General features: G+C 41.2%; 18 protein-coding genes. All 18 read left to right on the top strand.

The window, feature by feature from the left end; all coding sequences use genetic code 11:
• The first annotated feature begins 30 nt into the window (after positions 1 to 30).
• Positions 31 to 471: a type VI secretion system contractile sheath small subunit gene (locus FHW89_RS22675; protein ID WP_172337340.1), complete on the top strand. Its 441-nt coding sequence runs from the start codon at positions 31 to 33 to the stop codon at positions 469 to 471.
• Positions 472 to 497: 26 nt separating this feature from the next.
• The gene (locus FHW89_RS22670) at positions 498 to 1877 is read left to right on the top strand and encodes a DUF5458 family protein (protein WP_172337339.1); all 1380 of its coding nucleotides are present in this window, start codon (positions 498 to 500) and stop codon (positions 1875 to 1877) included.
• Positions 1878 to 1998: 121 nt separating this feature from the next.
• On the top strand, positions 1999 to 2568 hold the full coding sequence (locus FHW89_RS22665; RefSeq protein WP_172337338.1) for an NAD(P)H-dependent oxidoreductase: 570 nt from the start codon (positions 1999 to 2001) through the stop codon (positions 2566 to 2568).
• Between the two features lie 105 nt (positions 2569 to 2673).
• On the top strand, positions 2674 to 3072 hold the full coding sequence (gene tssD, locus FHW89_RS22660) for a type VI secretion system tube protein TssD (RefSeq protein WP_076376521.1): 399 nt from the start codon (positions 2674 to 2676) through the stop codon (positions 3070 to 3072).
• A 79-nt stretch (positions 3073 to 3151) separates the two neighbouring features.
• Positions 3152 to 3544, top strand: coding sequence for a type VI secretion system tube protein TssD (tssD, locus tag FHW89_RS22655; protein ID WP_172337337.1), 393 nt, complete (start codon positions 3152 to 3154; stop codon positions 3542 to 3544).
• 97 nt (positions 3545 to 3641) lie between these two features.
• Complete coding sequence (locus FHW89_RS22650; RefSeq protein WP_172337336.1) at positions 3642 to 4535, top strand: hypothetical protein; 894 nt, start codon at positions 3642 to 3644, stop codon at positions 4533 to 4535.
• Between the two features lie 2 nt (positions 4536 to 4537).
• Positions 4538 to 5158 carry a hypothetical protein gene (locus FHW89_RS22645; protein WP_172337335.1) on the top strand — a complete coding sequence of 207 codons (621 nt, stop codon included), beginning with the start codon at positions 4538 to 4540 and terminating at the stop codon, positions 5156 to 5158.
• Between the two features lie 17 nt (positions 5159 to 5175).
• Positions 5176 to 7047 (top strand): type VI secretion system Vgr family protein, encoded by a 1872-nt coding sequence (locus FHW89_RS22640; protein ID WP_172337334.1) that lies wholly within the window; start codon positions 5176 to 5178, stop codon positions 7045 to 7047.
• A 2-nt stretch (positions 7048 to 7049) separates the two neighbouring features.
• Positions 7050 to 7928, top strand: coding sequence for a hypothetical protein (locus tag FHW89_RS22635; protein WP_172337333.1), 879 nt, complete (start codon positions 7050 to 7052; stop codon positions 7926 to 7928).
• A gap of 38 nt (positions 7929 to 7966) precedes the next feature.
• A complete protein-coding gene (locus FHW89_RS22630; protein WP_172337332.1) occupies positions 7967 to 9328 on the top strand; it encodes a PAAR-like protein in 1362 nt (453 codons plus the stop codon).
• Positions 9329 to 9347: 19 nt separating this feature from the next.
• A complete protein-coding gene (locus tag FHW89_RS22625; protein ID WP_172337331.1) occupies positions 9348 to 10115 on the top strand; it encodes a PoNe immunity protein domain-containing protein in 768 nt (255 codons plus the stop codon).
• A gap of 612 nt (positions 10116 to 10727) precedes the next feature.
• Positions 10728 to 11732 carry a LacI family DNA-binding transcriptional regulator gene (locus FHW89_RS22620; RefSeq protein WP_172337330.1) on the top strand — a complete coding sequence of 335 codons (1005 nt, stop codon included), beginning with the start codon at positions 10728 to 10730 and terminating at the stop codon, positions 11730 to 11732.
• A gap of 256 nt (positions 11733 to 11988) precedes the next feature.
• Positions 11989 to 15177, top strand: a complete 3189-nt coding sequence (locus FHW89_RS22615; RefSeq protein WP_172337329.1) for a TonB-dependent receptor — start codon at positions 11989 to 11991, stop codon at positions 15175 to 15177.
• 21 nt (positions 15178 to 15198) lie between these two features.
• Positions 15199 to 17019, top strand: coding sequence for a RagB/SusD family nutrient uptake outer membrane protein (locus FHW89_RS22610; protein WP_172337328.1), 1821 nt, complete (start codon positions 15199 to 15201; stop codon positions 17017 to 17019).
• A 67-nt stretch (positions 17020 to 17086) separates the two neighbouring features.
• Positions 17087 to 18292 (top strand): glycoside hydrolase family 172 protein, encoded by a 1206-nt coding sequence (locus tag FHW89_RS22605; RefSeq protein ID WP_172337327.1) that lies wholly within the window; start codon positions 17087 to 17089, stop codon positions 18290 to 18292.
• 304 nt (positions 18293 to 18596) lie between these two features.
• Positions 18597 to 20438: a hypothetical protein gene (locus FHW89_RS22600; RefSeq protein ID WP_172337326.1), complete on the top strand. Its 1842-nt coding sequence runs from the start codon at positions 18597 to 18599 to the stop codon at positions 20436 to 20438.
• 38 nt (positions 20439 to 20476) lie between these two features.
• Positions 20477 to 21292: a glutamine amidotransferase gene (locus FHW89_RS22595; RefSeq protein WP_172337325.1), complete on the top strand. Its 816-nt coding sequence runs from the start codon at positions 20477 to 20479 to the stop codon at positions 21290 to 21292.
• Complete coding sequence (locus FHW89_RS22590) at positions 21289 to 22503, top strand: hypothetical protein (RefSeq protein WP_172337324.1); 1215 nt, start codon at positions 21289 to 21291, stop codon at positions 22501 to 22503. Before FHW89_RS22595 ends, FHW89_RS22590 begins: the two co-directional genes overlap by 4 nt.
• Positions 22504 to 22524 lie beyond the last annotated feature (21 nt).

The following is a 22524-nucleotide window of genomic DNA, read 5'->3' as shown; positions in this document are numbered from 1 at the left end:
ATTCTATACTTATCATTTAATTAAGAAATTATGTTTAACTACGAAATAGGAGGAAACGAGAAGAAAGTCGATACCTCAGAAGCATTTAATGATATAGCTCCCAATAAAACATTATTTATCCAAAAACTTACAGATAATGAACCGCTTAGGCCCGAAAAAGTGGAAGGGCTGAAAAATGTGGAGGAAGTATTTGGTCATTACAAGCCCAAGGTTAATGTGGCCCTTGAAAAGACGGATGGATCAAGTATTAATGAGACTTTTCATTTTGCCAACCTGGGCGATTTTGCCCCGAAAAGATTGGTTCAGCAAAGTAATTATCTGCGTAAGCTCAATATTCAGCGCGAAATGTATCAGAATATCATTAAGCAGTTAAAAACAAATAAAACATTAAAAACAACCCTTGATAGTGCCGAAACCAAACAGGCATTTATTGACGCGCTGAAAGGTATAGTTAAAGAGTTGGAGCAATAATAACCTAAACAAATAAAAATACGATCATGGCAACACCTAATGAGCAGATACTTAATGATCAGTCATCTGGTCAGGTTTATAAACCTAAAGAGAAAGAGGAGCTATCGTTATCATCAAGTCTTGATAAACTTTCACGTGTAGGTGGGTTCGACTTGCTCGAATCCGCTATTGAAGGCTTACAGAACCTTAATCCCGGACGCAAAGCCCGTAAACAAATATTTTTAACCGACGATGAAAAGAAAACAGAGCGTGAGGAATTAAAATTAAAACTTAATCAGTGGATTGATGCTTTGGAAAATGGCGATTCGGTAAGTGATATTGTTGAGAAAAGCACTGAAAACCTGCAAAGCACCGAAGAGAATTTAAACAAAAATCTGCTGAACACGCTACAAGCTACACGCGAGCTGGAGCAGGCATATCGTTCGGTTCATTTGTTTTATAAAAATACAGAGGCCGACAAGTTGAAAAATGTTGTGGTGATGAATGCCTCGCTTGATCAGTTGAAGGAATTAGATAACCCAAGGTTTATTGAGTTTACCGCCAACGAGTTAAAACAAAATTACGATCGATTGGATCTGCGCCAAAATTATTCCATTCTGGTTATTCCAGGCTATCTCGGTTCCAATAAAGTTGTGGAGCGGTGGTCAAAAATAGCTTATGATAATAAGGTAATGCTGGTTACCGATTTTGCCGATCTGGAACAGCCGGATGATGTATTGGATTTGTTTACCGCCGCCAATTTAACTGGTGGCGATGCCTTTAAGTCGAATACCATCATGACCTGTAATTGGCTGGTAGGCAGGGGCAAGGTATCAGAAGCTGGTGAGGTGGATGATCTTTATGTGCCAGGCTCTGCAGCATTGGCCGGTAAAATGTATTACACACTTATGTCGCAGGTTACTGCCGGTAAAAAACATGGAGCGGTAAATGAGGTTGACGGTGTGCGCTTTGATTTGAAGAAAAGTGAAATATCGCACCTGGAGCGTGTAGGTTTAGTGCCTATGGTTAATGAGTATGGTAAGGTGATGGCATTTTCGGCCAAAACATTGTTTAATGGTGATAATATCGGCCTTCAGACATACTCTGTGGTTCGTGTATTTGACTATATCACTAAAGTATTGTTTGACTTTTTGAACCGTCGTGCTTTTGAAAACTGGAACTCAAAAACCGAGCAGGATCTGCGCTCACAGATCGTAAAATTCCTTGATAATATTCAAGGTCCCGACAGGTTGATCGAACGTTTTAAAATCATTCGTTTTGAACGCGATGAACAACAGAAAGATCGCATTCATTTGGATATCAATATTATCCCTTATTTTCCGGCAAAAAGTTTCGTTGTGAAACTTGATGGTCAGAAAGGTGATGATGACAGTACTACCTGGGATACCGAATATAAGCAACAATAGATAATAAATAATAACTGCAAAAAAGCCATTTAGCATTTGTTAAATGGCTCTTTTGTTTGATGTTAATTTAAGTTCGCGGTTAGCTTTATTTATTGTTAAATACTGGCTATGTTTGTAGCCAATGAGGCAACTATTGATCATTAACGCAGATATTAATAAAGGAGAGAACACGGCCGCGTTGATCGGCGCTTATAAAGATGGGGCAGAAGCCGCCCAGAGTGTTGTAAGAGAGCTGGTGATAGCCGACTTAAAGTTTAATCCCAATAAACAGTTTGCTGTTCCCAATACCGTTACGGAGCCCGATCTGCTGCAATCCATCAATATGTTAAAATGGGCAACCCACATCGCTATTTTTTGCCCGGTTTATAAAGATTCCATTAATACCCGTATCAAAGGTTTTTTTGACCGCATATTTATGCCCGACCAAGTATTTATCAGTTCTGCCGGGCGTATGGATATTAACTTTAGTGGAAAATCTGCCAGAATAATATCTATACTGGATGAACCAGCCTGGGACGACTGGCAAAAAAATCAGCACCCTACATACCTGGCTATCAAAAAAGGAATTCTTGAAAAACGTCAGATAAAACCTGTGCATACCAGCACAATAGGGCATTTGTACTCTCTGCAAAATGAATACAGCAAAAAATGGCTCCAAAAATTATATTCATTTGGGTTAAAGCTTATTTGATAAAAAAATAATATTTACCAAAACAATAATAATTCTTATTTGTAGTTATAAAGGATACAGAAAAACTGTATTTTTTTAAATTATTAACCTTTAAAATTTATCGTTATGGCTTTCAAAGCAAGATTAAATTTTTCGGGCAAGGATTACGATGTACTTACTTGCTCGTATGCGCTTAACCGCGATGTTGATTCAAAAGGACGCCCTTCCTCTGGCGTTTATGGTGGTACGATCGATATCGAGATCGAATCAACCGAAGACACTTCCATCATCGAGTCGATGGTAAACAACCAGTACAAACCTATTGCGGGTACTTTGCTGATCAAAAAATCTGAAGAAGACGCTAAAATGAAAGAGCTTTCTTTTGAAGATGGTTACATTGTAAAGTATTCTGAAGGGATTGACATTACTGGATCTACTCCAATGAGCCTCAAATTTGTAATCTCTGCGCGCAAGCTTAAATTAGGCAGTGCAGAGCATGTAAATGACTGGCCGGGCAAAAATTAAATTATTTAATTTTTTTTGACCAAATTGTACTGGTGCTTATGTGCACCTTGTTATTTTTTAATTTAAAATTTTTAGAACAATGGCTTTCAAAGCAAGAATTACCCTCGGATCAAAGGAGTTTGATGTGCTGCAATGCAGCTTTTCATTAAACAGGGATGTGGACGCGAAAGGCCGTCCGTCATCTGGTGTTTACGGTGGCACCATACAAGTTGAGGTTGAATCAACTGAGGATACATCGGTTATCGAATCAATGGTTAATAATCAATACAAACCCGTCAATGGGACTATTACCTTCAAAAAATCAGATGAAGACGCCAAAATGAAGGAGTTGAACTTTGAGGAAGGTTATATCATCCAATATAATGAAGGTATATCGATCATTGGCAACAATCCTATGTCATTAAGCTTTGTGATATCGGCACGCAAATTAAAAATGGGTAATGCCCAGCACGAAAACGATTGGCCTAAATAAGCCGTCGTTTATATAAACTGAAAATACGGAGAAAGTAAGTAAATGTATTTTCTCCGTATTTTTTTAGTTTGTTCTTATTTATTTCTTTGATACACCTATGAAAAAGAAGAAAAGAATAACGCGTGCCCCTGTACCTACCACTAAAAAAAAGGTAAAAAAGACCTCTATTCCAACGGCTATGGAATATCTGTTGCTTTTTAACACCTGTGTAATCAACAAAGAAAAGGTTGCCCAGGTTGATAAAGTGATTGATGAAAATGTAACTGTAAACCGTAACCGGTATGAAAACATTTCAAGCTTGGTTCGCTTAGGCAATGGTATGTTGTTTCCGCCCGCAAACAGAAATTTATTTGCTTCCAGTTATACTTCTTTTTTTGACAGGTTTAGTGCGGGCTCGCTTAATTTGCCAACGATTGGTGCATCACAACAAAATAGTTTATTGAATGTAGCACCACAGCCACAAACGAATACTATGTTGGGCAATAATTTTTTTAATAGTGCTACTTTACTTGGTGGCGATGTTTATTCACCGGTTAATTTTTTTGGTGGAGGCTCTTCTATCCCATGGTATTTTATTGCTTGTGTACATTATCTGGAATGCTCCTTCAGTTTTAAAAAACATTTACACAATGGCGATCCTTTAACGGGTTACACAGTGCAGGTGCCCGCCAACAGGCCAAAGGTTGGGCACGGGCCGCCTTTTACCTTTGAGGAAAGTGCGGTTGACGCCCTTAAGCTCATGAAATACGATAAGGTAAATAACTGGAGCCTGCCTTTTATATTACAAAAACTAGAAGGTTATAACGGCTTTGGTTATGCCGGTAAGGGAATACATACACCATACCTCTGGAGCTTTTCTAACCATTATACCAAAGGTAAGTATGTAAAGGATCGTGTTTTTGATGTCAACGCTGTATCCAAACAATTAGGAGCTGCGGTAATTTTAAAAAGAATGGAAGACAGGGCCATTATCAGTATACCAAGAAGTTGATCATGATGAAAAAGACCACATATATTTTGCTTTTTCAGCTTATTTTGCTGACTTGCATACATATGGGTTGCAAGGGTAATACGCCCGTGCAAAATAAAGCAGCAGTTAGTACTTCTCGTGTACAACAGGTCGGTAAGATGGCTCAAATTGATATTCCTGTTAACAATAATGATGAACAGCAGTTTAGAGCGTTTTTAAAAAAATTTAAAGAAGCGGCAAAAAAACATGACAAAATACAGCTGAAAATGATGTGCTGCTTTCCGTTGCAAACCCTTCCTCAATGGACTGCTGAAGATATGAAGGCTACTACTATAAATCCTGCAGAAGGACTAATTAGTGCTACCGAGTATCCGATATACGAAGGAGCTATTTTTAGTAAAGATGCCTTGCGGTTAATACCTCTAAGTAAAGAAGACGATCTGTCTGAAATTGATCCGGCTACTCAAGATAACTATTACAACACCTTAAAAAAAGCAACTGACAAAGGTAGTAAGCTGTATGAACTGCAACAGCAATATGAACAAAAAAACGGTAAAGAAACTTCATACGGTTTTGTGTTTGGGAAGATAAAGGGCCAGTATAAAGTTATAAGTTATTTCTGCCCTTGGCCACTCAAAGGCTAGGGATCATCTACTGAATTATGGAAAAGAAATTAATAGTTGATATCAACATAGAAGGCACTCCAATAACGCATTTTTCAACGTTTAACCTTGATCAGCGTTTTAACGAGCACCACACTTTTCAGTTACGCTTTAACCATGATCAGGTTGAAGAGTATAACCAGGTAACATTGCAAAACTCTAAAGATTTTATCGGTAAAAACATAACGGTACAATTTGGGGTAGCCAGTGGTAGCGAAAATATATTTAGCGGGATCGTAACCAAAGTAGAGCTATCACAAAGTCATGGTTTTCATGGAGATATATTAATTAGCGGCTTTAGTCCGGGTATACTGATAGACCGAGGGCCTGATCTGGGTTCATACCTGAATAAGGATCTTAAAACCATCATTCAACTGGCTACGCAGGATGCACCTCAAAATGATCTGAAATTCAATATTAAACCAACTAATACTTCTCCAATTGATTATATCATCCAATACCGCGAAAGTGATTATGACTTTATCAATCGACTGTCGGCTGAGTATTATGAATGGTTTTACTATGATGGGCAAAAACTAAATTTTGGAAAGCCAGATAAGCTTGATGAAGTAAGCCTGATCTATGGCCGCGACCTCCATAGCCTGCAGTACGCTATGCAGATAGCTCCTCTTAAACAAAATAAGTTTGCTTATAATCCCAAACAAGACGAGTTGCTTAAAGCCGAACCGCAAGGGGCGGCAGGTGGCAATCCGGATGTGTCACATGCGATAGATGCTTCTAATAAAGTATTTAGCAAGGTTTTTAATGGGCCAATGGAGGTGCGTGTGAATTCGCAAAAAGAAATAAGTGATTTTGTAAATAATGAGCAAAAGGCGCAGATAGCTGAATTGGTAAATATTATAGGCAATGGCGATAATCCACAGGTAGGATTGGGAAAAGTGCTGAATGTGAGTACAAGTATGCGGGGTGCTACCAGTTTTGAATTGCAGGATTTCGGAAAATTCCTGGTTACGGCAGTTTATCACCAGATAGACGGTGTAGGCCATTATCAGAATACTTTTGAAGGCGTAACCGCTGATACAGAACGCCTGCCGGTGAATGAAGCCGTTAAGCCTAATCCGGATATGCAACTGGCTGATGTGGTTGACAACGCGGATCCCGACGGACATGGACGTATTAAGGTGAAATTTAAATGGCAATGCCAATCCAATGATGTTACAGAATGGTTAAGGGTAGTTGCACCGGATGCAGGCAGTTCTGATAAAGTAAGCAAGAATCGCGGGTTTGTTTTTATTCCTGAGGTTGGCGATCAGGTTTTAGTTGCGTTTGAAGAGGGCAATATAGCCCGGCCTATTATTATAGGTAGCATGTTCAGCGGCAAAACGGGCAGCGGCGGTAACCAGAATAATAAAGTTAAGGCGCTCACGACTAGAAGCGGTAATACGGTAATATTGGATGATAGTAACGGCAGTGTTAATGTCAAAGATCCGAGTGGTAATGTGGTTACGCTCAATGGTGATGGAACGGTAACTATTTCTGCGCCAAATACCATCACCCTGGTATCAAAAGATATTAATATAAATGCGGGTAATAGTATAAATATAACGGCCGCCCCTGCTAAAGAAGGTGGAGGGGATGGCGTAATCAACATGACAGCCAAAAAGTCAATCGGTGTTACTGCACAGGATGAAGGGATAACCACCAATGCAAAAAAGGATATTTCGTTTACCAGTGAAACAGAAAGTGTAAAACTATCTGCCACGGCAAAAGATGTGACCATGGATGCTCCATCAGGAAAAATTTCGGCCTCGGGTAAAACAGCGGAGATAAGTTCGGTTGATAAAATGAATATCGATGGAGGCAGTTTGGCACATATCATCGCGGCTGATGTTGAAATTAATCAATCCTAATCATGAAACTATCATTTGGAACCGATTTTGAAAGTGCCTGGTATCAGGTTACGTCATCCAGTCGTACCATTACCGGTACAAAAGTATTGGAGTTTGTACAGGACAGATGGGTACAAATAAAGTTGATAAGTCAGGACGAAAAACAACGGGTTTTTGAGTATTCCTTACTTGATCAGGACATGGAGGGATCGGCGCTCATCCACGAATGGGCCGGCGATATGGAATGGCTGCAATTGCCGATACAGGTTATTACCGATCTTGAGGGAAAATTTATTGGCATTAATAACTTTAACCATTTTATAACCCGATGGAATAACGGTTATCGGGTAAAAATTGCCAATAAATACCAAAACCATGAAGGTATTCATGTGATGCTCTCCGAAACCGAAAAATTACTACAGGATCCCAAACGTTTTTTACAAAGTTTTATGGGCTATAGCCATTATCGCTGTTTTTTTCAACCCTTTTACAGAGCGTTAGAAATAACCGAAAAATATCCCTTATTGCTCAAGGGCTTTTTTGGCCCGGTTGATCTGCCGCTGATCATTCACGCTAACAACGAGCAGACCGGCGATTGGGTAAAAATAACCAATGACGCAAAAATCGATGACGAAAAATTTGACCGGAAAGCTTTTGTACGAATGATGAAAGATCTTACCAATACTTATGATCTAAAGGTTGATCTGCAAACCGAAATGGAGGAGATCTACCTGTTTAAAAATAACGTATTGCAAAGCGCTGATCTGTATTTACAGTTACATGTACCATCTTTTTATACTGTGGTAAACGCACATCAGTGCAAGCGGATAGAGCAATCTGAACTGCCCGAATCAAATGGTAAAAAAGCCAGCATTTTTAAGAATAGTATGTTAATGGTATAATATAAAGGAAGTGTTACACCGCCTTAAAGTTATATAAGATGTCAAAGAAATATATTCCGGATAATAGCTGCCTTACCTGCGATAAGGGTTCAAGCCCGTGCAGGCTGAAGGTTACCCATCATAACAATACCAAAATATATGGTGAGTATTTGGCCAGTGAAATGGACATGATCCCCGGTGAAAATATTCAGCCAATGGGTAGGTGCTCAGCTACGGGTGGCCCTTGTCAGTTTGAACCTATCTACTGGGATAAAACAAATAAGGGCGTAAAGGTAAATGGTTATAAACTATTATTTGAAGACGCTAATTTGCTTTGCAAAAAAGGAGGTAAAATAAAAGTAGATTTTAATGCCCCCAGTGGAAGCAGTAACGGAGCCCTAACCGGATTGGGGGCTGGCGTATTTACTTATGGAGATTATACCAATACTTTAGATATATTACAACGAGGCACTATTTACGACGTGGAAAACGGTAAATTGAGCCTGGTGCGGCCAAACAGTCCAAGCGATTACCGGCGGCAGGGCAATTATGGCGAAATGAAAGATAATGTTTATCACAGGCAGCAAGGATACCGAGATGTTAGGAGCGAACACCCGCTAATAAACATTGATAAGCCCACTGCTTCTGGTATAGACGGTGCCTATGCCAAAGGCGATGAACTTAAAATAACCGATACCAAATATAATACCGCCACCATTGCCAATACCAATAATGGGCGTGAGTTAAGCGCCCGTTGGACAAGAAACCATATTGATAATAATGGGGCTATTAACCCTGCTGATGAAGAGGCATTTGCAAGGGCTAATAATAATGGTACGCTTACGCGAGAGGTCACTAAAGTAAAACCCGATGGTACCATGACGTCAGAAACCATGAATGACAGGGGGTTTAAGGCTACCAGAGGACAAAGCGAGGCATTGGAGATTCAAACTTCAAGGGCAGGCAATATGATGAATAGTGTCCGCTCATCTCTGCGCAATTCAAAAGCTTTAACAGCACTTTCAGAGTCAAATTTCTCCCAGGCGGTGCGTAGCAGTAAATACGCTACAGGAGCTAACGATGGTTTATTTAAAGCGAGCCAGGCAATAGCAAGGTCACCTGCTTTAAGTGTTGCTGGGAAAGTGGCCGGCCGTGGCCTTATTGTTGTTGGTGTTGCTATTGATGCTTATAACATATATTCGGCTTACGAAGAAGAGGGGGGCTTTGGCGAAAAAACAAAAGAGGCTGTTGGCGGTGCTGCCGGCGGGCTGGCCGGTGGAATCGCAGGAGCGGAGTTGGGTGCCATTATAGGTACCGCTATTTGTCCTGGTGTTGGCACGGTTGTAGGAGGAATAGTTGGAGGGGTGATAGGGGGGATCGCCGGTAGTGGCCTGGGTAAAACAATTGCAAGTTGGTTTTAAACATAATTAATATATAAAAATGGGTTTTTTTAACAGCATATTTGGAAATTCTAAGGCCGAAACCGCGAAGCCGATAAGGGCCCAGTTTAAAGATGAGGCTTTTTTTGATTCAATGATCAAAAAGAAACAGCGTAATCTTGAAATGTATTCGGAAGATAACGCGAAACTGCAAAGCGAGAGCAAGCTTAAGCCCTATAATCATTGGATAATTGCAATGGAGTATCTTGATTTGGTATACATCAATTATTCTATGAATAACAATATTAACCAATGTTATGATGATTTTTTAAAAGCTACTGAATACTATGGAATAGGTTGGGATGCAGATGCCTTTTATGCCGATATGATCGATATGGTCTCTTTAGGTTATTTGTTAAATATCCCGGACGAAGATTTTAAAAAAGTTGTTAATTATGTGGCACAGGCTGATGAAGGATCAAGTTTTGAAGAGTGGAAACCCGATGGTTTGCTTTGGTATATCATCAACGCCAAAACCACTACAGGAAAAATACCGGATGACGTAATTTATAAAAATCTGTATAGTGAAATATTTTCATTAACCAAACTGCCTAAAGATCAGGCTGAAAAGGCCATGAAAACTTACTTGGAAAATTGGTACAAGCTGCATAAAGATGATCCATGGTATGATGCTCATAAAAAAGAACGTGCATACCGGGGGTATTGGTGCTGGGAGGCTGGTGCCGTAACTAAAATAATGGGACTTGATGATAGCAGCTATAAAGATAATCCTTATTATCCTTATGACATGGTACATTGGAAAGGCTAACTTATAATGAATATGAAATGCTTTTAGGTCGTTCATATTGTAATTATTTGATCTGTATATTTTTATCACTTAAAGAGGCAACACATTAGTGTTGCCTCTTTAAGTGATGGTCTGATCGCAGTTTCCGAACCCTTTTATAGATGACTTGAAGAAACTAACTTCTATCGCTAATTGTGTTTAAGTACTGGTGAGACTTGAAATGTTTTCGATGGAATTGGATATTAATATAGAGTCGAACGGGCTTTTAGCAACTCACTTAAAGGTTTGTTCGCATGTCTAATATGGACTCGGCAAAAAGCATGCCTTTACAGTCTGGCTATCATTTTCTTATGGGCATTAAAAAAGGAAACGTCCATAATGGAATGTTCCTTCAGTGACTTGCGACTACAGTTTTCGAACTCTTCTATGGAGGGTTTGAAGAAATTAGCTTCAATAAGTGCATAATTATAATCCGAATGCCTTTCTTATCCTAATCGAATTTTTGTAATTCGCTATACTGATATCAAGCGAAAAAAAAGTAAATAAATTAATCTCTTTTTAAAGAAAAAAATTATATTTGATTATTGAATACGTATTCAGTATGTTTATGGTTCTTATTAATCACTTATAAGTTTGAATAAAAAAAATTACACTTCTCAGGATGTAGCGGAACTAGCGGGCGTTTCGCAGTCTACTGTTTCGAGAGTTTTTGCAGGTAATACCAATGTGTCCGAAAAAAAACGAAAGAAAATATTAGATGCTGCAGAAAAATTAGAATATCAGCCCAATGCCCATGCCAGGAGCCTGATCACCAGAAAAACCATGATGATTGGTATTGTTATGCGAAATATCCGAAATCCTTTTTATTCAGCTGTTTTAGAGATATTTCATAACCGTTTAGCAGCACTGGGTTATCATTTGATATTTATTAATTCAGAAAACGAAGAGATCCAGGAAAAGGAGATAACCCAATTGTTAGAGTATAATGTTGAGGGCGTGATTATTACGGATGCTTTATTATCCTCATCAGCTTCACAAAAATTTAACAGGAACGGCATTGTGGTAATTTTATTTAACCGTTATACCGAAAAGCTGGAGAGTAGTGCTGTTTTTTGTGATAATTATCTTGCTGCCAAGCAGATAGCAACATATCTTGTGGAGATGGGCCACAAGTCGTTTGCTTTTATTTCGGGCCCTTCAGACACGTCAACCACTATCGACAGATTGAAGGGCTTTAAAGAAGTGCTTGATGACAGGGGAATTAGTAACCTGGTAATTGAACCGGGCAACTATACCTATGAAAGCGGTTTTAAAGCCGCCCAGGAATTGATAACACGTAATAAGAACATTGATTGTATCTTTTGTGGTAATGATATCATAGCTCTTGGTGTAATGGACGCTATACGGGTTATCGGCTTAAAAATACCCGACGATATATCGGTCATCGGATTTGATAATATAAGGATGTCTGAGTGGCCTTCTTATTCTTTAACAACCTGGGAACAACCCTTGGAGGACATGGTTGATAGTACCGTGGAGTTAATGCTAAAAGAAATCAGCGATAAAAGTTCAGAACCGCAAGTGATTATGATGAAAGGGCACCTGGTTGTGCGAACATCTGTAAGACAAAAAAAATGACTTGGTCATTTTTTTTGTCTTTTATTTTTTTGAATACGTATTCAAAAAAATAAAAGACAAATTTTTTTTAAGACACTTTAACAGAGTAACTATATAGATAAACCATAAAAACCAAAAAGCATGAGAGAATTTGATGAAAACCCACCTTGAAACAGCTATAAACAAAGACTGCATGACGCAGTGTGGATGAACGTGTTTTAAACGATCATCTTGAGTAATTAATAAATAATACACGTATGCTAAACTTTATTAATTTATGCGAATTTCTACAAAACCGGGGGTTTTGGATCTTGAAACCCACATTAATCTAAAAGGGAGCTTTAGATATGCAAAGCACAATAATTATAAGCTTTTTTTACTTGTTATTATTTGTGCTTTATGTAACCAGGTAAGCGCCACGGTGTCTACATTTGGCGAACTAAATAGCGCGCCAAAAACGTCAAATCCTGCATCGTTTGTGTTATCTGGTACTGTTGTTGACGAAAAGGACGAGATATTACCCGGAGCCACGGTTAAAGTAATAGGTAGTGCAAAAGGAACAATTACCGACGTATACGGCAAATTTCTGATCGAAGTTGCGAGTGAAAACGACTCAATATCCGTAACCTTTGTGGGTTATAAGACCCAACATGTTAGGGTAGGTAATCACCGCACCATGCGAATAAAGCTGGTTCCGGATGAGATAGGCCGGAAGTTAAATGATGTAGTAGTTGTGGGCTTTGGTACACAGAAAAAGGTATCAGTTACCGGAGCAGTATCAACCGTAAAGATCTCCGATCTGCAGCAGGTTTCAACACCTTCACTATCCAATGCTATAGGAGGCCGGTTGCCGGGTATTATCACGAGGCAGAGTTCTGGCGAGCCTGGTTATGACGCTTCGAGTGTATATATCCGGGGGTTTGGTACCACATCCGGAGGGCGGGCACCACTGGTACTGGTTGATGGGGTTGAGCGGGATATGAATAATCTCAATATACAGGAGGTGGAAAGTTTCTCGGTGTTAAAAGATGCTTCGGCTACAGCGGTGTATGGTATACGTGGTGCCAATGGTGTTATTCTGATCAATACAAAGCGTGGCGCCGAAGGCAGGCCAAAGGTGACATTTCGTACAGAAACGGCTATGCTGACCGCCCTGCGTCTGCCTGATTTTATCAATAGTTATGAATACGCGATATTGGCAAATGAAGCCATGGCCAATGTAGGGAAACCTGCTTTTTTTACACCAGAAGAGGTGCAAAAATATAAAAATCATTCAGATCCGTTTTTATACCCGGATGTTAATTGGATCGATGCCACCTTAAAAAAGAATACAATCCAAACCATCAACAATTTAAGCCTGCAGGGAGGTAATCAAACATTTAAATATTTCACCAATGTTGGCTACACCATCCAGGACGGTATATATAAAGAAGATCCTACCATTCCATACCCTACAAATACCAGTGTAAAACGCTACAACTTCCGTTCAAATGTTGATGTAAGTCTATCTAAAAGTTTCTCTATAGCGCTTAATGTAGGCGGTATTATATCAAATGGTAATTATCCGGGCTCAAGTGCAGGCGTTATTTATGATGCCTTAAATTATACACCCAATAACAGTTATCCTTTTAAAAATCCCGACGGTTCTATCCCCGGTAAAGGTACATTCCTATCAGAAAGTCCGTACACTCGTACAACGCAGGAAGGCTATCAAAAACAATTTCGTACCACATTACAAAGCTCTTTAGGTACAAAATGGGATTTATCTTCGCTTATTACCCCGGGATTGTCGCTTAATGGCTTGTTTTCTTATGACTACTTCAATGAAACGGACAATGTACGTCACAAGATACCCAGCACGTATCAGTACCTGGGTAAGGATACTAATGGACAGGATCAGTATAAACTGATCCAAACAGAGACTGCTTTAGGGTTTTATTATGGCAGCGCCGCTAATCGCGCGGTTTACCTCGAAGCATCGGTTAATTATGACCGTAAATTTGGTAGGAGCTCGGTAAGTGGCTTGTTATTGGGTAATAGGAGGGAGTATATTAACCTCACTGCCGGCAGTTCACTTGATAATATTCCATTCCGCAGGCAAGGTTTGGCAAGTCGGGTAACCTATGATTACGATTCCAGATATTTACTTGAATTTAACGGTGGTTACAACGGCTCAGAGAATTTTCCGCCGGGTAAACGGTATGGGTTTTTCCCATCAGGAGCTTTTGGGTGGATCATATCCAATGAAAAGTTTTGGAATAAGAAAGTGGTCAGTTCCTTGAAGATCCGGGGATCATATGGAAAAGTTGGTAACGACCAGATCGGCGGTTCGCGATTCCTGTTTCAAACCACCATTAATAAAAATGCTGACAATTATCCTTTTGGTTCCAGTCAGGCTTTCCCAACAGGAGCATTTGCCGAAAGCCGTATTGGTAATGAAGATATTAGTTGGGAAACATCAACCAAAGCCAATCTGGGTTTGGATATGGAGATGTTTAATGGCAAGGTGGTATTACAGGTTGACGCCTTTCGCGAACACCGTACCGGTATATTGCTTCAACGTCAGCAGATCCCCAGTTCGGCAGGATTTGGAGATAATATTCCTTACGCTAACTTAGGTATTGTTAACAACAAAGGCATTGACGGTAATATACAGATCAGAAACCGTACAGCCGGTGGATTTTACTATGCATTCCAGGCTAACTTTACTTATGCCCGCAATAAAATAATTGAAGACGATTCGCCGGTAAAACCATTGGCTTATCAGAACTCACGTGGACAGAGTATCGACCGGCCATATGGTTATATCGCTGTAGGGTTATTCAAAGATCAGCAGGATATCGACAATAGCCCGTCCCAAACGCAGCTACAATCCGTTATCCGTCCAGGTGACATTAAATATAAGGACCTTAATGGTGATGGTAAGATCACTCCGGATGATCAAACCTACTTTGGTTATGCCCGTAATCCCGAAATTATGTATGGTTTTGGTATAACACTGGGATATAAGAGCTTTGATATCAGTGTGTTCTTTACAGGTGCCGCCCGCTCTACCTTCTTTCTGGGAGGACGACCCGTATGGGCCTTTATGGATGGGGTTGGTAATTATAATGTTATTAAAGAATATTATGATAACCGGTGGATCCCGGGCGCAAATAATGCCAATGCCAAGTACCCTTCGGTTATCGATGTAAAGAACACCAACAATTATGTTACCAATTCTCTGTATGCGGCAAATGGTAATTACCTCCGACTCAAATCGGCCGAAATAGGTTACAATATACCTAAAAGCTTTTCCCAAAAGCTTGGGATAAGTAATGCGCGCTTTTTTGTGAACGGTACCAACTTATTGCTTTGGGATCATTTGAAGGTGATTGATCCGGAGCAGGATAACAGTAATGGCGTGAGTTTCGGGGGATATCCCCAGGTACGAACACTCAACTTAGGCCTGCAGGTTACTTTTTAAACACATTTAATTAATAGTATTATGAAATTACTTGTAAAATCAGTTATGATCACGTTGTTGCTTTTTGTAGTAGCATCCTGTAAAAAAGATTTTTTGAATAAAGCGCCTGATGATGACCTGACTATTGATAAGGTTTTTGCTAACCGCGATTATGCACAAAGTTTCCTGAGCAACATTTATGCTTCCTTACCAAAAGAGCATAGGCAGGTCGACAACGATACCAAAGGTAACCCTTACATAGGTGCATCTGATGAGATGGATCAGTTTTACGCCATCTCTTTTTCAAACAGCATGAACGCGGGTTCGTGGAACCCAACATCTTATAGCAATAATATCCCTGATCCGTGGACTGAGAATTATAACGCCATTCGTAAAACCAATATTTTTATTGAAAACATTGATAAGGTACCACTTGACGACTTTTTTACAGATGCATTAAGGTCAAGATTAAAAGGAGAAGCTATTTTTCTGCGCGCGTACTTTCATTTTTTATTGATCAGGGTTTATGGTCCTGTACCTATTTCAGATCATACGGTATCACTTTCTGCCGATCTGAAAGCCATTCGCCGTGATCCGATCGATAAATGTGTTGCTTTTATCACATCAGAATGCGATAAAGCCGCTGCGTTACTCCCTGCACGTATTACCTCTGATGCCGAATATGGTAGACCTGCAAAATCTGTTTGCCTGGCTTTAAAGGCGCGTACCTTGCTTTATATGGCCAGTCCGCTATGGAACGGAAACCCGGATTATACTGGCCTGGTTGACGATAAGGGTACTCATTTATTTCCGGCTTTTGCTGCCTCACGCTGGCAGGACGCCGCCAATGCAGCCAAAACCTGTATCGATCAGACAGAAGCGGCTGGGTATGGACTTTATACCTCGGCAACAAATGATCCGGTAAAAAACTACCAGGAGATATTTTATGTAAACAACAACAAGGAAGCATTTTTTTCCTACAACGCGGGTTTGTTTAATGATCATGATGTGTATAGTGAACCACTGAGTTTACTTGGGTTTACCTTGAACGCCCCAACGCAGGATCTGGTTGATGATTACGAGATGGCCAATGGCACGCGACCCATAACCGGATATAATGCCGATCATACTCCAATCATCAACCCGGAGTCTGGCTATACGGAAACAGGTTTTACAACGGAAGCTGACCCTGGTGGAAAGTATGTAGCAGGCACCAGTAATATGTATGTCAACCGTGATCCTCGTTTTTATGCTACCATTCACTTCTCAGGTGATATATGGAAAACCCGCACACAGGGACTGGAATTTTGGTTTAATGGCGCCGATGGTAAAAAGGCCGCGGGTTCGGGCAATTATTCCAAAACCGGGTATCTCGTAAAAAAATTGTGTAACCCCAGTTTTGTCTGGAGACCGGTAGTACAATCGGTATTACGTACCTGGGTTCTTTTCAGACTGGGCGAACAGTATTTGAATTACGCGGAAGCCTTGAATGAAGCGCAGGGGCCAGTAGGCGACGTTTACCGTTATGTCAACCTGATCAGGGCTCGCTCCGGTATGCCAGGATTACCAGCAGGCCTTTCGCAAAGTGATATGCGAGAGCGTATCCATCATGAACGTCGCATTGAACTGGCATTTGAAACACAACGTTATTTTGATTGCCACCGTTGGAAAATAGCCGAACAAACCGATAATACTTATATCTATGGTATGAATATTCAGGCAGGCGCATCAAAAACAGACCCCGCCTTTTTTGTAAGAACAATAGTAGAGAAACGCGTTTTTGAAAAGAAACATTACCTATGGCCAATGCAGAAGCGCGAAACAGATAAAAATCCCAATCTGGTACAAAACCCGGGTTGGTGATTGTTTAGTTGGTTAGTTTAATACCGGGGGCGAGCCCCGGTATTATTTGACTTAATAAAATTTATATATGAATAAATCATTTGGAATAACCGCAGTATTGTTAATAGTTAGCTTTTACACAGTTGAGGTAAAAGCGCAGCAGCTTTATGAGTTGCCAGCAGATGCAGAAGCCCGTTGGGTAAGTTTCGAGAATCGCTCCGGTGATAAGGGCAGGGGAGCCATGGAGAATAAAGGCGGTAAAGGCCATCCCAGCGAATGGATAAATGCCGGCCAAAGTGTCACTTTGCTTGATTTTGACGGTGCTGGTATTATCAACCGCATCTGGATGACCATTATTGACCGTAATCCTGAGGCTTTACGTGCTATTCATATAGAAATGTATTGGGATAAAGCCACAAAACCAGCGGTATCGGCTCCGTTGGGGGATTTTTTTGGTGTGGGTTTAGGACGAATGGCCGCTTTTCAAAGTGCGTTGTTTACTAATCCTGAAGGTAAATCATTCAATTGTTACATCCCTATGCCTTTTAAAACACATGCCCGGATCGTGCTGATTAATGAATCAAAACAAAACCAACTGCTATTTTATGATGTGGATTTGACCAAGGTAAAGAAGCACCTCAAAAACATAGCTTATTTTCATGCTTATTGGAGCAATAATAAAGGCGTAGAATTAGGCCAGGATTTTGAGATATTACCCCGGGTAAATGGTAAAGGCAGGTATTTGGGGGCAAATATTGGTGTAATAGCTGATAAAATATACGGAGATACCTGGTTTGGTGAAGGTGAAGTAAAAACCTATCTTGACGGTGACAATGAATATCCCACTTTAGCTGGTACCGGTACGGAGGACTATATTGGCTCGGCATGGAACCTTGGACCATTTTCGCAATTATATCAGGGTGCAACGGTTGTTGACAAACAGAAGAAGCAATTTGCTTTTTACAGGTATCATATACCTGATCCAATATACTTTCATACCGATTGCCGTGTAACCATACAACAAATAGGAGGGGCTGGGCGCGACCTGATCAGGGCAATAGTCAAAGCCGGGGGGAAGGCGAAGCCCATATCGGTAGGAACGTCAAGAAGTTTAATCAAATTATTGGATGACCCTGCTTATCCAGATCTTTTTGATGATAAATTCCCTGCAGATGAATGGGTGAATTTTTACAGGGTTGATAACTATTCGGCGACTGCATATTTTTATCTGGATAAGCCCGAAAGCAACCTACCACAACTGGCTCCATTGGTCGAAAGGATAAAGGGGGTATAAAAAGTGAATTTATTTTGATCAGCTATTGGAATGTTAATTGGAAAATTTTAAATTTGAATACGCATTCAAAATGTCCAGATCAAAAAAGTTGTGGATATTGAGATTCTATTCATCGCCGTAAAGCTCAAAACCTAAATATAAATAATGTTAAGATAATAATGCTTCTAATACCGGTATTGATGAATGATATAATAAATAAAAATGACTACGTATTCATGTTTGATTTTTTAGATAGGAGATGGTGGATTGAAAACTTTTTCAGCCAATATGTAATTATCAATCCAGACCAAATTAATAAATCTATATGAACTGGGATCAATTGGATGTTTGGATAGTTGCAGTATACCTGGTACTGATGTTTGGCTTGTCGCTGTGGCACCGGCGATTTGCATCGGCCAATCTCGAAAACTTTTTTCTGGGCGGGCGAAAGATCCCCGGCTGGTTGAACGGGATATCTTATACCGCAGCCCTGGTTAGCCCTGATGCAGCAACAGGTTATGGTGGTTTGGCTTTGGTAACAGGATCCTTTATATCCTGGTGGTATTTAAGCCGGTTTGGTTTGGCCTTGTTCATTGGAGGTGTGCTGTTTGCGGTTTTCTGGCGACGCCTAAACTTGTTTACCTCTCTGGAGTTTTATGGATTAAGATTTCCGGCCCGCGCGGCGTCAGCTATGCGGATATGGATAGCAATACGTACATCATTAATAGCAATGCCTGCCTGGACAGGGATCACATTATTGGCGGCATTTAAGATCATGGGGCCGGCATTTGGGTTAACTAAAGTAGAGACATTATACTTGGTAGTTCCGGTTTCATTTCTCTTTGTTTTCTTTTCTGGCTATAAGGGTGTGGTAATCTCCAATCTGATCCAGATGAGCATTTTCTTTATCGGAACCATTACGCTGGCCGGCCTCACGCTGGCACATTTTGGCGGACCTGTAGCTATGACGACGGCTATTGCCCATATGTTTGGTTCAACCCACCCCGAAATGTTACAGATGATACCGCCTGTTAAGCATGATGTGTTTCCGCTGGCGGCTGCCATGGCCTGGATGTTTGGTCAAAGTATAGGCTACGGCGGCGATGCCGCGCCTATGGGAGGGGCAATGGAAGGGCAGCGAATACTCTCAACCCGAACACCGGCAGAAGCACTAACCATGTACGTAGTAGCGGCTATCACCATGTTTATTTTATTGCTGCTGGTTACACTGCCCAGTATCTCGGCCGCTGTGATCTGGCCGGAACTGCGCAATCCGGGTGCCGACCGTGAACTGGTTTATGGCCGGTTAATGAAAGAAATGCTGCCACATGGAGCCATGGGCCTGTTGGTAGCGGCTATGATGGCCGCCACGATGTCGGTAGTAGGCGATAATCTGAATTTTGGCAGTCAGGTGCTGGTAAGCGACATTTACCGTAAATGGTTTGTACGCTCGGCCAGCGAAAAACACTATATGCTGATGGGGAAAGTAGGAATGGCTATCATTATATCACTGGCTATTGCCGTGGTATTTAATGTGAGTATTATAACCGATGTAGCCATATTTATGCTGCAGCTCAGCGCTGCCGAGCTACCCGCCAATTGGGCACAATGGTGGTGGTGGCGGTTCAATGGACCGGCACGGGTAGCGGCATCATTTGGTGGGGCGATCATCTTTTGCGTTGTGGTGCTGGGGCCTAAACTGCTGTTATGGCTGGGAATTAATCAGGCACAAAAGCTGGTGTTATCCTGGTATTGGTTAACCCTGCTGGTGATGGCGTTAACTACCGTTTTGTGGGTAACCGTAGCCCTGTTTACCAAACCAGATCCGGATAAATTATTGGATGATTTTTACCAACGAGTGCATCCTTTAGGTTTTTGGAAACCATTCCGTGTAAAACACGGCTCAAAACCGCTGACCAATATTGTTAAACCCATATATCGCGGCTTGGGTATCGCGGTTATTGGCTTTGCAGCTACATCATTACTCATACAAGGACTAACAGAGGCATGGTTTGGGAATTACTACAGAAGCCTGGCAGAGCTGATAGTATCTGCCGTGTTATTCATCATATTTAAACAGACAGCCAAAGCGTATCTGGCTTATTTAACCATTCGTACGGCAGAAAATACCGAAATACAAAAAACTGTCATGACCATAATTGAATAAAATCTTTAAAAAATTAATAATCAATAGGCTATAAATTTATGAGAGCAAAAAAAGAGTTCAGATCAAAAGATGAACATGTGCTATATCTTGGCGACTGGGTATTCCACGTTGGCCCTACATTTATCGAAACCCCCTTTGGAACAGAAACAAAAGACGCCGACCTGCATTTCTACGGTGAACGCCTTACCGAAGCCCTGGAGCATCACGTTGATGTTACCCCTTTGGCCAATTGGGAACTATATCGCCTGGAACCCGGTAAGCTGGAGGAATATCTGGAGCAATCCGTTTCCCTAATCATTAGCGATGTTGAGGCCAAATGTTTCCATCTGTATCCAAGTTTTTTTGACCGTGCCAGGCGTGAAAACAAAGTAGTGACTTTTCCGGATAGGTTGACTGTGATCAAAGAGTGGATCGGTGATGGTGGCGGCATGATGATGCTGGGCGGCTGGTTATCATTCAGTGGTGTGCAGGCCAAATCGGGCTGGGGCAGGAGTACTTTGAAAGATGCTTTACCGGTTGATTGTTTGCTGATCGAGGATCTGGTGGAGTCATCAGCGGGGTTTACAGCCGAGGTTCTGGTACCCGATCATCCGGCAGTAAAAGGCTTGGCATGGGACAAATTTCCACCCATATTTGGTTATAACGAAGTAAACGAAAAACCTGAGGGACAAGTACTGGTAAGGGTAAAAGAAACCGGCCATCCGCTGGTAGTGGTGGGCGAATATGGCAAAGGCCGGGTATTAACCTATATGTCTGATCCGGCCCCGCACTGGGGGATCAATTTTGAACTGTGGGCTGATTACGACAAGTTCTGGCAGCAATCCTTAAACTGGGTTAAAAAGAAAAATAAATGACCTTATCTCCATTACTTGTCGGAACTTCGGTTACTGATATAACCCCGCCGCTTGAGGTTGGGTTGTTAACCTCCTCAGTGAACGGCACTTATGAACCATTCGAGTCTGTAAGATTGCCATTAAAGGCCCGGGTGCTAGTATTTCGTTCCGGGGCGGAATTGCTTGCTCTTATATCCGCAGATCTGCTTGCTTTAAATGATACCGCAGTTGAGGGATGGGATAATTTTAAGCAGGGTATGACAGATATTATCGATCCCGGTAAGATAATTTTCACTTATACCCATACGCACAATGCGCCCGAATCGGTAGCCTTGTCAAACTTATATCAAACAGAGATCTACCAGTTTTGGCTGGCAAAGGTTCAGTTCAGGATCAGGGAAGCCATAAAGAGCGCCTTGGTAGCCATGCAGCCATGTACACTGTCTGTTTTTTATGATGAGCTGAATGATTTTTCCATGCAACGCCGTATTAAAACGGCCGGAGGGATCGTGATGTCTGATAGCCTCCAACCCATAGCCCCGGAATTGCTTGATTTGCTTCCCGTTGATCGCCGGGTTAAAACTATTCGGTTTTATAACGAAAAAAAAGAAAGCGTAGCAACTGTGGTTCAAGCTATATGCCATCCGGTACATGAAATGTGTATGAAACATATTTCGGCCGAATTTCCTGGCGAAATGTGTAGAGAAATGGAACGTTCGACCCAAAACGGTATGCCTATGTTTTTAAATGGAGCGGCGGGTGATATTAATCCTCCATCGGTTTCTATGGGGCCCGGTTATGCCCGGGAACATGGTATCGCCCTGGCCAAAGTAGCCCAAAATGATCAAAAACTGTTGAGAATAGATAGTTCCCTTTTCGCATTTACCAATAGTAAGCTACAGCTTCCCATCAGGCCGGGTTGTGGGATAACTAATGGACGGGATGCCCTGGCCCGTTTTAGTGCTATCAGGATAGGAGAGTTAGCCATAGTTTTTTTGCCAGGTGAACCCTTTGTGGAAACGGCTCAGGATATTGAGGATGGATCCCCTTTTACCTACACCATAATCGTGGCCTATGCCGAAAACAATATCGGCTATATTCCTACGGCAGAAGCGTTTCAACTGGGTGGTTATGAGGCAGGTCCGGGTAAATGGTCATACATGGAAGCAGGAACCGACAAGGTGGTCAGTAAGGAGGCTTTACGTTTATTAAATGAATTGTATAACAAATAAATATCGGCAATAGCTGATTGA

Source organism: Mucilaginibacter sp. SG564, from assembly GCF_013149275.1.
Lineage (GTDB): Bacteria > Bacteroidota > Bacteroidia > Sphingobacteriales > Sphingobacteriaceae > Mucilaginibacter.
The sequence above is the reverse complement of the archived record's forward strand: the minus strand, read 5'-3'. Positions and strand labels throughout refer to the sequence as shown.